At 59.6% G+C, this 14,360-nt stretch carries 13 protein-coding genes; 7 read left to right on the top strand and 6 right to left on the bottom strand.

The genetic code is table 11. From position 1 onward, the window contains the following. Window positions 1-81 precede the first annotated feature (81 nt). Window positions 82-558: a nuclear transport factor 2 family protein gene (locus ABVN21_RS09415; RefSeq protein WP_339554569.1), complete on the bottom strand. Its 477-nt coding sequence runs from the start codon at window positions 556-558 to the stop codon at window positions 82-84. Between the two features lie 56 nt (window positions 559-614). Continuing rightward, a complete protein-coding gene (locus tag ABVN21_RS09420; RefSeq protein ID WP_339554570.1) occupies window positions 615-1,178 on the bottom strand; it encodes a TetR/AcrR family transcriptional regulator in 564 nt (187 codons plus the stop codon). Between the two features lie 215 nt (window positions 1,179-1,393). Between ABVN21_RS09420 and pssA the strand changes: the two genes are divergently transcribed. Continuing rightward, window positions 1,394-2,737, top strand: coding sequence for a CDP-diacylglycerol--serine O-phosphatidyltransferase (gene pssA / locus ABVN21_RS09425; RefSeq protein ID WP_339554571.1), 1,344 nt, complete (start codon window positions 1,394-1,396; stop codon window positions 2,735-2,737). A 131-nt stretch (window positions 2,738-2,868) separates the two neighbouring features. Here the strand turns inward: pssA and efeO (ABVN21_RS09430) are convergent, their stop codons facing one another. Genes efeO (ABVN21_RS09430) through efeU form a run of 4 tightly spaced genes read right to left on the bottom strand, consistent with a single transcriptional unit; the run spans window position 2,869 to window position 7,088 of the window. After that, window positions 2,869-3,693 carry an iron uptake system protein EfeO gene (efeO, locus tag ABVN21_RS09430; RefSeq protein ID WP_339554572.1) on the bottom strand — a complete coding sequence of 275 codons (825 nt, stop codon included), beginning with the start codon at window positions 3,691-3,693 and terminating at the stop codon, window positions 2,869-2,871. Between the two features lie 30 nt (window positions 3,694-3,723). Next, window positions 3,724-5,022 carry an iron uptake transporter deferrochelatase/peroxidase subunit gene (gene efeB / locus ABVN21_RS09435; protein ID WP_339554573.1) on the bottom strand — a complete coding sequence of 433 codons (1,299 nt, stop codon included), beginning with the start codon at window positions 5,020-5,022 and terminating at the stop codon, window positions 3,724-3,726. Window positions 5,023-5,040: 18 nt separating this feature from the next. Beyond that, window positions 5,041-6,240, bottom strand: coding sequence for an iron uptake system protein EfeO (gene efeO / locus ABVN21_RS09440; protein ID WP_339554574.1), 1,200 nt, complete (start codon window positions 6,238-6,240; stop codon window positions 5,041-5,043). An 8-nt stretch (window positions 6,241-6,248) separates the two neighbouring features. After that, window positions 6,249-7,088 carry an iron uptake transporter permease EfeU gene (efeU, locus tag ABVN21_RS09445; protein ID WP_339554575.1) on the bottom strand — a complete coding sequence of 280 codons (840 nt, stop codon included), beginning with the start codon at window positions 7,086-7,088 and terminating at the stop codon, window positions 6,249-6,251. Between the two features lie 283 nt (window positions 7,089-7,371). Between efeU and ABVN21_RS09450 the strand changes: the two genes are divergently transcribed. The 6 genes from ABVN21_RS09450 to ABVN21_RS09475 all read left to right on the top strand — a co-directional run bounded on the left by ABVN21_RS09450 (window position 7,372) and on the right by ABVN21_RS09475 (window position 14,308). Further along, window positions 7,372-8,388, top strand: coding sequence for an AraC family transcriptional regulator (locus ABVN21_RS09450; protein ID WP_339554576.1), 1,017 nt, complete (start codon window positions 7,372-7,374; stop codon window positions 8,386-8,388). Window positions 8,389-8,636: 248 nt separating this feature from the next. Continuing rightward, window positions 8,637-10,301 carry an AMP-binding protein gene (locus tag ABVN21_RS09455; protein ID WP_339554577.1) on the top strand — a complete coding sequence of 555 codons (1,665 nt, stop codon included), beginning with the start codon at window positions 8,637-8,639 and terminating at the stop codon, window positions 10,299-10,301. A 16-nt stretch (window positions 10,302-10,317) separates the two neighbouring features. Continuing rightward, complete coding sequence (locus tag ABVN21_RS09460) at window positions 10,318-11,079, top strand: SDR family NAD(P)-dependent oxidoreductase (RefSeq protein ID WP_339554578.1); 762 nt, start codon at window positions 10,318-10,320, stop codon at window positions 11,077-11,079. Window positions 11,080-11,091: 12 nt separating this feature from the next. Next, complete coding sequence (locus tag ABVN21_RS09465) at window positions 11,092-12,285, top strand: acetyl-CoA C-acyltransferase (protein WP_339554579.1); 1,194 nt, start codon at window positions 11,092-11,094, stop codon at window positions 12,283-12,285. Between the two features lie 105 nt (window positions 12,286-12,390). Further along, entirely contained in the window at window positions 12,391-13,518 is a 1,128-nt protein-coding gene (locus tag ABVN21_RS09470; RefSeq protein ID WP_339554580.1) for an acyl-CoA dehydrogenase, read from the top strand. A gap of 16 nt (window positions 13,519-13,534) precedes the next feature. Next, window positions 13,535-14,308, top strand: coding sequence for an enoyl-CoA hydratase (locus tag ABVN21_RS09475; protein WP_339554581.1), 774 nt, complete (start codon window positions 13,535-13,537; stop codon window positions 14,306-14,308). Window positions 14,309-14,360: the final 52 nt, after the last annotated feature.

Raw genomic sequence — 14,360 nt, forward strand, 5'->3', positions numbered from 1 at the left:
GATTGCAATCTATCAATCAACATAGATGTTGAATGTGATTACACCATCGCCAGCAAGCCGGCTCCTACAGGGGATCAGTGTTTACAAGCCCAGATCCGACAGGCCCGGATGATCATCCGGACGACGACCCAGCGGCCAGTGGAATTTGCGTTCGCTTTCCTTGATCGGCATGTCGTTGATGCACGCGAAGCGGTGGGCCATCAGGCCGTCTTCGTTGAATTCCCAGTTTTCATTGCCGTAGGAGCGAAACCAGTTCCCCGAATCATCGTGCCATTCATAGGCATAACGCACGGCGATGCGGTTATCGGTAAACGCCCAGAGTTCCTTGATCAGGCGATAGTCCAGTTCCTTGGCCCATTTACGCGTCAGGAAGCCTTTGGCTTCTTCGCGGTTGATAGCGAACTCGGCGCGATTTCGCCATTTGGTGTCCAGGGTGTAGGCCAGCGATACACGTTCCGGATCGCGGGAGTTCCAGCCATCTTCAGCCAGGCGTACTTTTTCGATGGCCGATTCACGGGTAAATGGCGGCAATGGCGGACGAACTTCAGCGTTAGACATTTCATGTCTCCCTATCAAATTAAAGTTCAAGCAAGTTGTCGGTCTTGATCAAGCAGTTACAGGTCCAATAACTTCCGCGCCATGCATTGCGCATTATCGGCGGCACTGTAGTCACCCATGACAAGTGCGACGGTAATGGCCCCGTCGATCAGGATCAGCAGCTGTTTGGCCAGCGTCTCCGGTTCTTCAGCGCCATGTTCGGTACACAGCTCGCACACGTAGTCGAGCAGCTTCTGTTTGTGGTCCTTGGCGACCTGGCGAACTGGGTCTTGCGGATTGCCGGTTTCACCGCTGGTATTGATGAAAGCGCAGCCGCGAAAGCCTTCGGAAACGAACCAGGACTTGAGTACGGTAAACAGGTTGAGCAAGCGCTCGGTCGGTGTTTCGGCCTGCCCGACTTCGCTTCTGTACCAATGCATCCAGCGTTGGTCCCGACGTTGCAGGGCCGCGACGGTCAGCTCCTCCTTGTTGGCGAAGTAACGATAGATACTTTTTCTGGAGACGCCAGCGGTTTTCACCAGAAGATCCATGCCGGTGGCGGCAATGCCACTTTTGTAGATCAACTTTTCGGCGACATCCAGAATAATGTCGCGTGTGTCGTTGTGAGTGATTTCGTTCATGTGGCGAACAGTAGAACGATCGTTCTCCATGGTCAAATATTATTTTCCTCTATTCAAGAAAACGCTATCGCTGGCAAGCCAGCTCCTACAGAAAATGCGACCAGCCTGTAGGAGCTGGCTTGCCCGCGATAGGGTCATTACAGTCAGTAACAAGACCCGAACCCATCCATGGTGTAAGCTCTCAAACTCTTCGGATTCGACCCTCTGCGAGCCCTATGCCGTCGCTTTTCAAACGCTCTCTGCTGCCTAAACTGCGCAGTTTTCCGCTGACCGCCGATGCCGTCACCTTCCTTCACGGCGCTGCCGAGTTCCGCCGATGCCTGCTGGAAAAAATCGCCAGCGCCAAGCAGCGCATCTACATCGTCGCGCTGTACCTGCAACAGGACGAAGCCGGCCAGGAAATTCTCGATGCCTTACACGCCGCCAAACTGGCGCGTCCGGAACTGGACGTGGTGGTGGTGGTTGACTGGCTGCGTGCCCAGCGCGGTTTGATTGGTGCCGGCAAGCAGCCGGGCAACTCGGCCTGGTATCAGGAAATGACCCGCACCCACGCCAGCGAAGTGCCGGTGTACGGCGTACCGGTGCAGACCCGCGAGTTGTTCGGCGTGTTGCACTTGAAGGGCTTCGTTATCGACGACTGTGTGATCTACAGCGGCGCGAGTCTCAACAACGTCTACCTGCACAAGTTCGACAAGTACCGCTACGACCGCTACCACCTGTTGAACAACCGTGATTTGGCCGATTCGATGCAGCATCTGGTCCAGCACGGTCTGGTGGCTTCCAAAGCCGTGCACCGCCTCGATCTGCCGAACTTGCCGACCACCCGCAGCCTGCGCAACGACATCGGCGACCTGCGCAGCCGCCTCAAGTACGCCGCTTACGACACCACCCAGGGCACTACGGCCAAGGACGGTTTGTCGGTCAGCCCGTTGCTCGGGGTCGGCAAGAACAACCCGTTGAGCCGGGTGATTGGCGAGTTGATCGCCAGCGCCCAGCATCAACTGACCATCTGCACGCCGTACTTCAACCTGCCATTGGCCGTGACCCGGGAAATCAACCGGGCGCTGGCGCGGGGTGTGAAGGTCGACATCGTGGTCGGCGACAAGACTGCCAACGACTTCTACATTCCACCGAGCGAGCCGTTCAAGGTGATTGCGGCGTTGCCGTATCTCTACGAAATCAGCCTGCGGCGCTTCGCTAAACGCCATCAGCGCAACATCGACAGCGGCCAGTTGAACCTGCACCTGTGGAAGGAGGGTGACAACACCTACCACCTCAAGGGCATGTGGATCGATCAGCGCTACACCTTGCTGACCGGCAACAACCTCAACCCGCGAGCGTTTCGTCTGGATCTGGAAAACGCTTTGCTGATCGATGATCCGCGTGGCGAAATGCTGGAGCCACGCCGCACCGAACTGGCGGAGATTTTCCAACACACCCGGCGCATCGAGCGTTATCAGGATCTGGAAACTTTGCCGGATTATCCGGCGGGTGTTTCGAAGTTCCTCAAGCGTGTCAGCCGCGTGCGGATTGAGCGGTTGCTCTACCGCATTTTGTAAGGCCTGAAAAAAAGCATGGCTGGCAAGCCAGCTCCTACAGGGTTTGATGTCGGTCACGTAATTGTGGTTCGACTCAGAAACCTGTAGGAGCTGGCTTGCCAGCGATGAGGCCCGTCCAGGCGCTACAACACTCAGTTCAATCCCAGTTTCCCACGCAACGTGGACAAGTCTTCCGCCAGTGTATTCACCGGTCCGACCAGCGCCTTGCGGTCGTTTTCCTTCACTTTGTCATAGGTCTCGAAACCGCCGTCCTTGGTTTTGTACTTGGCCAGGATCTTGTCCACGGTCGCAAAATTCTTATCGACTTTGGCCACGAACGCCGCGTCCTGCTTCTGGATTTGCGGGCGGAACAGGTCGACGATTTTCTTCGCTCCGTCGATGTTGCCCTGGAAGTCATAGAGGTCAGTGTGGCTGTAGCGATCTTCCTCCCCGGAGATCTTGGTGGCCGCCACTTCTTCCAGTAGCGCAGCGGCACCGCCGACGACTTTTTCCGGCGGGAACGTCAGGCCGGCGACGCGGGTTTGCAGGTCATTCACGTCTTTGTTCAAACCGTCTGCCAGTTCGCTCAGGCCCTGGGTGCTGTTTTCCGAGAACAGCGAGTATTCGATGCGGTGGAAACCGGTGAAATCTTCGGCTTTCACGCCTTTTTCGTGGTCGTCGACGCGGGAGTCGATGGAGGCGTCGAGGTCACTGAACAGTTCAGCAATCGGCTCGATCGACTCGTAGTAAACGCGGGTCGGTGCGTAGAGTTTTTTCGCCGTGGCCAGGTCGCCTTTTTTCACCGCGTCGGTGAACTGCTGGGTGTGGCTGGCCAGCTCATCCAGTTGCTCAGTGACGTAGATCTTGTAGTCCGAAATCGGTTGCACCAATTCCAGCGGCGCCGTCGCCGCGAAAGCCGAAAGCGGGGTGTTGAGCAAGCCAAGGGTCAGCATTAACGCGAGTGGCGACTTTTTCATGGGACGGTTCCGTGGAGGTTGTTGTGGTTGTTAAGCGTTGGTTTTCGGTTGTGTGGCAGCGAGCAGCGAACGACCGATGAAGTCCTGATCGCCGGTGACCCCGGGCAGGGTGAAGAAATACCCGCCGCCGACCGGTTTGAGGTACTCCTCCAGCGGTTCGCCATTGAGGCGGGTTTGCACGGTGATGAAGCCTTTTTCCAGGTCGGCCTGGTAGCAGATGAACAGCAGGCCCATGTCCAACTGACCGTTCTTGTTCACCCCGTTGGAGTAGTTGAACGGCCGGCGCAATATCAAATTCGCCTGTGTCGCGGCGGTGCGCGGGTTGGCCAGGCGGATGTGCGCGTCGAGCTTGGTCAGCTTGCCTTCGGGGTCTTTGCTGTAGTCCGGGACCTGGCTTTCGTGTTCGCCCCCCATGGGTGCGCCGCTGCTTTTGACTCGGCCGAGAATGCTTTCCTGTTCCTGCAACGGCGTGCGGTCCCAACGCTCCACGAAATTGCGGATGATCCGCACGGCTTGATAGCTGCCATTGGCCGCCCACGCCGGTTCATCACTGTCGGGCTGGACCCAGACGATGCTGTCCATGGTTTTGGCGTTATTGGAATCGGGGTTGGCCGAGCCGTCACGAAAACCGAGGAAATTGCGCGCGCTCTGCGCAGGCACGCCGGGTTTGGTCGGCGCCTGGGGCGGTACGCTGCCTTCCTGTTTCCAGCGCACCAACAGCAAATCCGGGAGGTTTTTCACGATGTCGCGCAGGGCATGGATGTTGGTGTCGTTGGTGTTGGAGCAAAACTGCAGGCTCAGGTCGCCATGGCAGCAATCGGCGTCCAGTGCGTCGTTGGGAAAACCGACCATGCGGATCAGGCGTTTGGGTCTGACTTCGGCCAGGCCGAAGCGCTCATCGAACAGCGAGGCACCGACTGACACAGTGATGGTCAGGTTGTCCGGGGTCACCACGGGGCCGAGAATGCCGGAGTCTACTGGCGGCAATTTCGGATCGACCTGTTCGACTGGACCACCCTTCATCAGGAACGCGATGCGCTCGTTGAGGGTGCGGAACAGTCGCTCCAGGTCTTCGCGGTCGCTGGCCAGCACATCGAACGACACCAGCATTCCGGAGGCCGGACGCGGAGTGACAATGCCGCTCTGGTGCTTGCCGTGGAAGTCGTGGCGATCTTCGGTTTTGTCACTGCTCGGTGCTTCAGTGACCTGTGCGGGGCTGGCGGCCATGGCCGGGCAGCTCAGGGCCGAGCCTGCCAGTGCGACACCGGCAGCGCCTATGCCCATCAGCACCCGGCGACGTTGAAGGTTGAGTTGCGCTGAATCGTTCATCTGAAAGTCGTCTTCTGCTTACAGGCCGGAAAGGCCAAGGGCGGGATCGATCCCATCGAGTGCGTCGGCCAGTGCCTTGGCCTTGTCGGCGATCTCTTTGCGCTGTTCGGCGCTGACGCTGTCGTAGCTGGCGTAACCATCTCCGACCCTGAAGCCGTTGAGTTCGCCATCGAAGGCGTTGAGGGCGTTGTCGATTTTCGGCAGCAATTCACCGACGGATTTCGCCAGCAACGGGCGCAGCAACTCGACGACTTTGCGTGCGGCATCGAGATTACCGGCAAAGCCGTTCAGGTCACTGTGGCTGTAGCGTTCTTCTTCACCGCTGCCGGCGCGAACGTCGGCGAGGTTGTTGAAATTGCGCACCACGATGCTGACCAGTTGCTCCGGTGGCAGAGACTGCGCCAACAATTGCTGTTTGAGGGTGGTGACGTCGGCGAGCAAGCGCTGGGCGACCGGTTTCAGGCCATCGAGGTTGCGCTGTTGGAACAGTGCGTATTCGAGGCGGTGGAAACCGGTGAAGGCCGGATCCTGCTCACGCTTTTCGAAGTAGTCGGCGCGGGCATTGATGCTGTTATCCAGTTCGGCCAGACGCTGGGCGGCCGGGGCCAGCCGTTGATATGCAGCGCGGGCGGGTACGTACAAGGCTTGGGCCTGACTCAGGTCGCCGGCTGCGATGGCCTGTTCGAGGGCGCCTACCGCTTTGATCAGCGCAGTGCCCTGGCTGCTCAGGTACACGCGAAACTCCGACAACGGCCCGACAAACGCCACCATCTTAGGCTTGGCTTTGGCCGCCGCATCGGACGCCGCCGTCGAGGTGACGTGCAAGGTGCCACGGGGGTTGCTCAGCAGGCCGCAGGTGATCGCGTAGTCGCCCGGCAACAGGTTGGCGTTGATCACCTGGCTAAGGCCCGGCGCGATGTTTTCGCGTTCTTCGACCACTAGCACGCCGTCGAGAATTTCCCATTCAACGGCGCGATCGGAGCGGTTGACGATGCGGAAACTGGCGCGTCCGGCCGGAACTGTCAGCGCATTCGGTTCGCAGCTGTGCGATTGAATGGTCACCAGCACCTCGTCGTGGTTGGTCTGGCGCTTGGCTGCGGCCATTTTCGAGGCGTAGAAGAACAGGCCGCCGGCGGCGATCATCACGATCACGGAACCGGCCACGGCCCAGCGCAATGCGCGGGGAGGGGAAGCCTGGGTGGGGGCTTGATTTGGCATGGTTGCCCTTACTGACTGGAAACTGAGGAAGACTGTTTGGCGGGTGCCGGGGCCGGGAGGAAAAACATCACCAGCGCCACGATCAGATAAAGCAGGTAGGCACCAAGGGTGCTGATGGTCGGGGCGTCCTGATAACCGAACATGCCGGCCAGTACCGAACCCAGCGGGCCGTCCATCGGCAGCGTCGCGCTGATGTCAAACAGCACGGTTTGCAGGTGGTTCCACACCCCGGCTTCATGCAGCGCTTGCACCGAATTGGCGAGGATGCCCGCAGCGACCACGAGGATGAACAGGCCAGTCCAGCGAAAGAACGCACCAAGATTCAGGCGCATGCTGCCGGTGTAGATCAGGAATCCGACAATGATCGCCAGGATCAGGCCGAGCAGGGCGCCGATGGGGGCGGACGGGCCTTCGCTTTGCTGGAACACTGCGAGCAGGAAGAACACGGTTTCCAGGCCTTCCCGCGCCACGGCGAAAAACACCATGGCGATTAGCGCGGTGACTTGGTGCCTGGACCCGGTTAGCGCCTGATCCAGGGACGCGTGCAACGAATGCTTGATCGAGCGCGCGACCTTGCGCATCCAGAACACCATGGAACTCAGGATGCCGACGGCCACCAGTCCGACCACACCTTCAAACAGTTCCTGTTGCTTCTGCGGGAATTCGGCGCTGACCAGTTCCAGCCCTCCACCGACCAGCAAGGCGAGGGCGGCGGCGAGGAATACGCCGATCCACACGGCAGGCATCCATTGACCGCGACCAGTCTGTTTCAGGTAACTGGCGATGATGCCAACGATCAAAGCGGCTTCGATGCCTTCGCGCAGCATGATCAAAAAAGGGACGAGCATTCAGCACCGTGACGGCAATAGATAGGGTGCTAAGTTGTAACATAATGACACTCATTCCCAAATGGCATCCATTGCCATTTACCTGAACCTAAGCTGAACAACCCGCAAGATCACTTAACCTCCTGTGGAAGCTAGCCTGCTGGTAATAAAGGCGTGTCAGTCAACATAAGTATCGAATGTGATGCCGTCATCGCTGGCAAGCCAGCTCCTACAGGGATCTGCACTCGGCAGGTGGCTGCGCTAATATCCCCCACCCAATCAAGAACAAGGCTCACCACGCTCCATGGCGGAAAAAGACACCATCTCCATCCAATTGGTGCGTGAAGCGCTGTTGCAAAGTTGCGCCCCTGGCGTTGCCACCGACGAGGTGCTGGACAAGGTCGGCATCGATCCGGCCTTGCTGCAAAGCACTGACGCCCGCGTTCCGGCGAGCGCTTATGCGCGGCTTTGGCGCTTGCTGGCCCGGCGAGGGGACGATGAGTTTTTCGGCATGGACCCGCGCAAACTCAAATCCGGCAGTTTCGAGTTTCTTTGTCGCAGCGCCATGGTCCAGCCGAACCTGGCGATGGGACTCACCAGCGGCTTGAATTTCCTGTCGTTGATACTCGAGCGCATGCCCGCCGAGCTGGTGCATCAACAAAGCCTGGCAGAAATCGTCTTGCTTGAAGACGACCATGAACCGCGCCGGGCCTTCACCTATTTCACCTACTGGATGATCGTCCATGGTGTGGCCTGTTGGCTGGCGGGGCGGCGGATCCCGATTTTGGCCATCGAATTGCGCTGCGCGCAGCCGGATTTCTGTGATGACTATCAGGTGATGTTCTCCGAAAACCTGCGTTTCAACCGGCCACGCACGCGGATGATTTTTTCCGCCGAGTGCCTGGATTTGCCGATCAAGCGCAGCGCCGAAGAACTCAGGCGTTTCCTGGCCCATGCGCCTGCGAATATTTTGGTCAAGTACCGTGACCCGCAAAGCCTGGCCAGCCGGATCAAACAGGATCTGCGGCAACTGCCCGCCGAACACTGGCCGGAAACCGAAGCCCTGGCGCAACGCCAGTGCATGTCGGCCTCGACCTTGCGCCGCCGGCTGGCCGAGGAAGGGCAGACCTATCAAGGGCTCAAGGACAGCGTGCGTAAGGAATTGGCGATTGTCTGGCTGGCAGAGCCGTCCATCAGCTTCGTTGAAATCGCGACGCGGCTGGGGTTTGCCGACGCGAGTTCGTTCTACAAGGCGTTTCGCAAGTGGTCGGGATCCAATCCGGGGCATTACCGCAGTTTGATTCTCAACGAGTCTGACTGATCTATTTTTTGGTGTGGCTGGGCTGACGCCATCGCTGGCAAGCCAGCTCCTGCAAATTGAAATGCGAGCCCCTTTAGGAGCTGGCTTGCCAGCGATGGCGGCCGTCCAGGCGCCACACCTCTCGACCTTGGCCAAACCAGTCAAGCAACTTGATAACTTTGACCATTGCCCCGCACCCCGCACAGGGCGAGTATTTCCCTGTTGGTTACGGTTCCCCGACCTAATAAAAATACAGAGGGATTCTGGCAATGCGCGATTACTTGTCTGCCGTTTCACAGTTCAATTATCAGCACACCGTCAACGCCGCACTCGCGGGCGATCTGAATGCCCTCAACGCCTGTATCGAGTGTTGCGACCGGCATGTCTTGCCAGGTCGCATCGCGCTGTTCTGGGAAGGCCGCGATGGCTCCAGCGCCACTTATACCTTCAGCGACTTGCAAGACAAGGCAGCGCGCTTTGCCAATTTCCTGCTGGCCCAGGGCGTGAAAAAAGGCAATAAGGTTGCCGGTCTCTTGCCCCGTAACATCGAATTGCTGATCACCGTATTCGCCACCTGGCGCATCGGCGCGGTGTATCAGCCACTGTTTACCGCGTTCGGCCCGAAAGCCATCGAGCATCGTCTCGGCAGCTCCGGCGCCAAGGTCGTGGTCACTGACGCCGTCAATCGCTCGAAACTCGAAGAAGTCGCCGACTGCCCGACCATCGTCACGGTCACTGGTGCCAAGGGGCAGGGCATTGTCCGTGGTGATTTCAGTTTCTGGGCTGAACTGGCCAATTATTCCGCGCAATGCGAACCAGTGATGCTGACCGGCGAAGACCCGTTCCTGCTGATGTTCACCTCGGGCACCACCGGCCCGTCGAAAGCGCTGTCGGTGCCACTGAAAGCCATCGTCGCGTTCCAGAGCTACACCCGCGACGCAGTGGATCTGCGCCCGGAAGATGCGTTCTGCAACGTCGCTGATCCGGGTTGGGCCTACGGTATCTATTTCGGCGTCACCGGGCCGATGTCGATGGGGCACCCGATCACCTTCTACGATGGTCCGTTCACCCTGGAAAGCACTTGCCGGGTGATCAACAAGTACGGGATCACCAACCTCACCGGTTCACCGACCGCCTATCGTTTGTTGATCGCCGGTGGCGATGAATTCGCCAAGTCAATCAAAGGCAAGTTGCGCATCGTCAGCAGCGCGGGCGAACCATTGAACCCGGAAGTGATTCGCTGGTTCGCCGACAACCTCGGCGTGGTCATTCACGACCATTACGGCCAGACCGAACTGGGCATGGTGCTGTGCAACCACCATGGCTTGGAGCATCCGATTCACATGGGTGCCGCCGGTTTCACCTCGCCCGGTCACCGTATCGTGGTGCTGGATGATCAATACCAGGAGTTGGGCGTTGGCCAGCCGGGCATCCTGGCCATCGACCGCAGCCAGTCGCCAATGTGCTGGTTCGCCGGTTATGAAGGCGCGCCGACCAAAGCCTTCGTCGGCAACTACTACCTGAGCGGCGACACCGTTGAGTGGAACCCGGATGGCAGCATCAGCTTCGTCGGCCGCAGTGACGATGTGATTACCACTTCCGGCTACCGCGTTGGCCCGTTTGACGTGGAAAGTGCACTGATCGAACACCCTGCGGTGATCGAAGCAGCGGTGGTAGGCAAGCCCGATCCGGAGCGCACTGAACTGGTCAAAGCCTTTGTCGTGATCTGCTCGCAATACCGCGCCACGCCGGAGCTGGCCGAAGAGTTGCGCCAACATGTGCGCAAGCGTCTTGCCGCGCACTCGTACCCGCGTGAAATCGAATTTGTCAGCGAGTTGCCGAAAACCCCAAGCGGCAAATTGCAGCGCTTTATGTTGCGCAACCAGGAAATCGCCAAGGCTCAAGAGGCCGCCGCGAAGAACGTTTCAGCTTGAATCCAAGGAAACAATGATGCAGATCGAAAACAAGGTTTTTCTCGTCACCGGCGGTGCCTCCGGCCTCGGTGCGGCGACCGCTGAAATGCTGGTCGCGGCCGGTGCCAAAGTGATGCTGGTGGACATGAACGCCGAAGCCGTCGCGGCTCAGGCCCAGCGTCTCGGCGCGCAAAGCGTTGTCGCTGATATCAGTAACGAAGCGCAGGCCGAAGCTGCTGTGCAGGCGACGGTCAAAGCCTTTGGCGGGCTCAATGGCCTGGTCAACTGCGCCGGCATCGTGCTGGGTGAGAAGATCCTCGGCAAGACTGGTCCGCATGCGCTGTCCAGCTTCAGCCAGGTGATCAACGTCAACCTGATCGGCAGCTTCAATATGCTGCGCCTCGCGTCGGCAGCAATTGCCGAAAGCGAAGCGGACGCCGGTGGCGAGCGCGGCGTGATCATCAACACCGCCTCGGCAGCGGCTTATGACGGCCAGATCGGCCAGGCAGCTTATGCCGCGTCCAAGGGCGCCATCGTCAGCCTGACGTTGCCGGCGGCTCGCGAACTGGCGCGTTTCGGCATCCGCGTGATGACCATCGCTCCGGGCATTTTCGAAACCCCGATGATGGCCGGCATGACCCAGGAAGTCCGTGATTCCCTGGCTGCTGGTGTGCCGTTCCCACCGCGCCTGGGTAAACCGGACGAGTACGCTGCGCTGGTCAGGCATATCATCGAAAACAGCATGCTCAATGGCGAGGTGATCCGTCTCGACGGCGCCTTGCGCATGGCCGCCAAATAAGGAGGATTAGTCATGACTATTTCCAACGATCCGATTGTCATTGTCAGCGCCGTCCGCACCCCGATGGGCGGTTTCCAGGGCGAACTGAAAAGCCTTACCGCACCGCAATTGGGTGCAGCCGCGATCAAAGCGGCGGTTGAGCGTGCCGGTGTGGCCAGCGATGCCGTCGACGAAGTGCTGTTCGGCTGCGTGCTGCCCGCCGGCCTTGGCCAGGCGCCTGCGCGTCAAGCGGCGCTGGGAGCCGGGCTGGATAAATCGACCCGCTGCACCACCCTGAACAAGATGTGCGGCTCGGGCATGGAAGCGACGATTCTGGCCCACGACATGCTGCTTGCCGGTAGCGCTGACGTGGTGATCGCGGGCGGCATGGAAAGTATGTCCAACGCGCCGTATCTGCTGGACCGCGCCCGCAGCGGTTATCGCATGGGCCATGGTCGGGTGCTGGATTCAATGTTCCTCGACGGCCTCGAAGACGCCTACGACAAGGGCCGACTGATGGGCACCTTCGCCGAAGACTGCGCCGAAACCCAGGGCTTCAGTCGCGAAGCCCAGGACTCATTTGCCATTGCCTCGACCACCCGCGCACAACAGGCGATCAAGGACGGCAGCTTCAAGGACGAGATCGTACCGCTCACCGTAACGGTCGGCAAAGAACAGGTGACGATCAGCAACGACGAACAGCCGCCGAAAGCCAAACTGGACAAGATCGCTTCGCTGAAACCAGCGTTCCGCGATGGCGGCACCGTTACGGCGGCGAACTCCAGTTCGATCTCCGACGGTGCCGCCGCACTGGTGCTGATGCGCCAGTCGCAAGCGCAGAAACAAGGCTTGAAACCGCTGGCGGTGATTCACGGGCACGCCGCGTTCGCCGATACCCCAGGGCTGTTCCCGGTAGCGCCGATTGGTGCGATCAAGAAGCTGGTGAAGAAAACCGGCTGGTCCCTGGATCAGGTCGATCTGTTCGAAATCAACGAGGCATTTGCGGTGGTCAGCCTGGTGGCGATGACTCAACTGGAGATCCCCCACGAGAAACTCAATGTGCACGGCGGCGCTTGCGCCTTGGGCCACCCGATTGGCGCGTCCGGCGCGCGGATTCTGGTGACCTTGCTCTCGGCCTTGCGCCAGAAAAACCTGAAGCGCGGCGTTGCGGCGATCTGCATCGGCGGCGGCGAAGCCACGGCCATGGCTGTGGAATGCCTGTATTGATTTGATTTCTGTAGGAGCCCGGCTTGCCGGCGATGACGATCTCAATGACGTCATCGCTGGCAAGCCAGGCTCCAACAAGGGCAAATGTATTTTTAAGGAACTGGCATGATCCCGAATGACGACCAACAACAAATCCGCGACATGGCCCGGCAATTCGCCGAGGAACGGCTGAAGCCGTTCGCCGCCGAGTGGGACCGTGAGCACCGCTTCCCCAAGGAAGCCATCGGCGAAATGGCCGAGCTTGGTTTCTTCGGCATGCTGGTGCCAGAGCAGTGGGGCGGTTGTGACACCGGTTACCTGGCCTACGCGATGGCCCTGGAAGAGATCGCGGCCGGCGACGGCGCGTGCTCGACCATCATGAGCGTGCACAACTCGGTCGGTTGCGTACCGATCCTCAATTACGGCAACGACGATCAGAAAGAGCGCTTCCTCAAGCCATTGGCCAGCGGTGCGATGCTCGGCGCTTTCGCCTTGACCGAACCGCAGGCCGGTTCCGATGCCAGCGGCTTGAAAACCCGCGCCCGACTGGAAGGCGATCATTACGTCCTCAACGGCTGCAAACAGTTCATCACTTCCGGGCAGAACGCCGGGATAGTGATTGTGTTTGCCGTGACCGATCCGGGCGCCGGCAAACGCGGCATCACCGCATTGATCGTGCCGACCGACTCGCCCGGCTACAAAGTTGCGCGGGTGGAAGACAAACTGGGCCAGCATGCGTCCGACACCTGCCAAATCCTCTTCGAGGACGTGAAAGTCCCGGTGGCTAACCGTTTGGGCGAAGAGGGCGAAGGTTACAAGATCGCCTTGGCCAACCTCGAAGGCGGCCGCGTCGGCATCGCCTCGCAATCGGTGGGCATGGCCCGCGCGGCGTTTGAAGCAGCGCGCGACTACGCCCGTGAACGCGAGAGTTTCGGCAAGCCGATCATCGAGCATCAAGCGGTCGCGTTCCGCCTGGCGGACATGGCGACCCAGATCGCCGTGGCGCGGCAGATGGTGCACTACGCGGCGGCGTTGAGAGACAGCGGCAAACCGGCATTGGTCGAAGCTTCGATGGCCAAGCTGTTCGCCTCGGAAATGGCCGAGAAGGTTTGTTCCTCGGCCTTGCAAACCCTGGGCGGTTACGGTTACTTGAACGACTTCCCGCTGGAGCGCATTTACCGCGACGTGCGGGTTTGTCAGATCTACGAAGGCACCAGCGATATTCAGCGCATGGTCATTTCGCGCAATCTTTGAGAGAAGGAAACCCCTTGTGAGCTTCGAAACGATTTTGTTGGAAACCCACGGCCGTGTTGGCTTGATCACCCTGAACCGTCCGCAAGCGCTGAACGCGTTGAACGCGCAGATCGTTAGCGAACTGAACCACGCTCTCGATGGTCTGGAAGCTGATTCGAACATCGGCTGCATCGTGCTGACCGGCTCGAAAAAAGCCTTTGCCGCTGGCGCGGACATCAAGGAAATGGCCGAGCTGACCTACCCGCAGATCTACATCGACGACCTGTTCAGCGACAGCGATCGCGTGGCCAACCGCCGCAAACCGATCATCGCTGCCGTCAACGGTTTCGCCCTGGGTGGCGGCTGTGAGTTGGCGCTGATGTGCGATTTTATTCTGGCCGGTGACAATGCCAAGTTCGGCCAACCGGAAATCAACCTCGGCGTACTGCCGGGCATGGGCGGCACCCAGCGCCTGACCCGCGCCGTGGGCAAGGCCAAGGCCATGGAAATGTGCCTGAGCGGGCGTTTGATCGATGCGGTGGAAGCGGAGCGTTGCGGGATCGTCGCGCGAATCGTGCCGAGTGATGAACTGCTGGACGAAGCGCTGAAAGTCGCGGCACTGATTGCCAAGAAGTCCTTGCCGATTGCGATGATGGTCAAGGAAAGCGTCAACCGTGCTTTCGAAGTGAGCCTGTCCGAAGGCGTGCGCTTTGAGCGCCGGGTGTTCCATGCGGCGTTTGCGACGCAGGATCAGAAGGAAGGGATGGCGGCATTCATTGCCAAGCGTGAGGCCGAGTTCATCGGCAAGTAATGCGGCGTTTTTGCTGACGCTATCGCTGGCAAGCCAGCTCCTGCGGGTTTCG

The organism is Pseudomonas sp. MYb327 (assembly GCF_040438925.1).
Lineage (GTDB): Bacteria > Pseudomonadota > Gammaproteobacteria > Pseudomonadales > Pseudomonadaceae > Aquipseudomonas.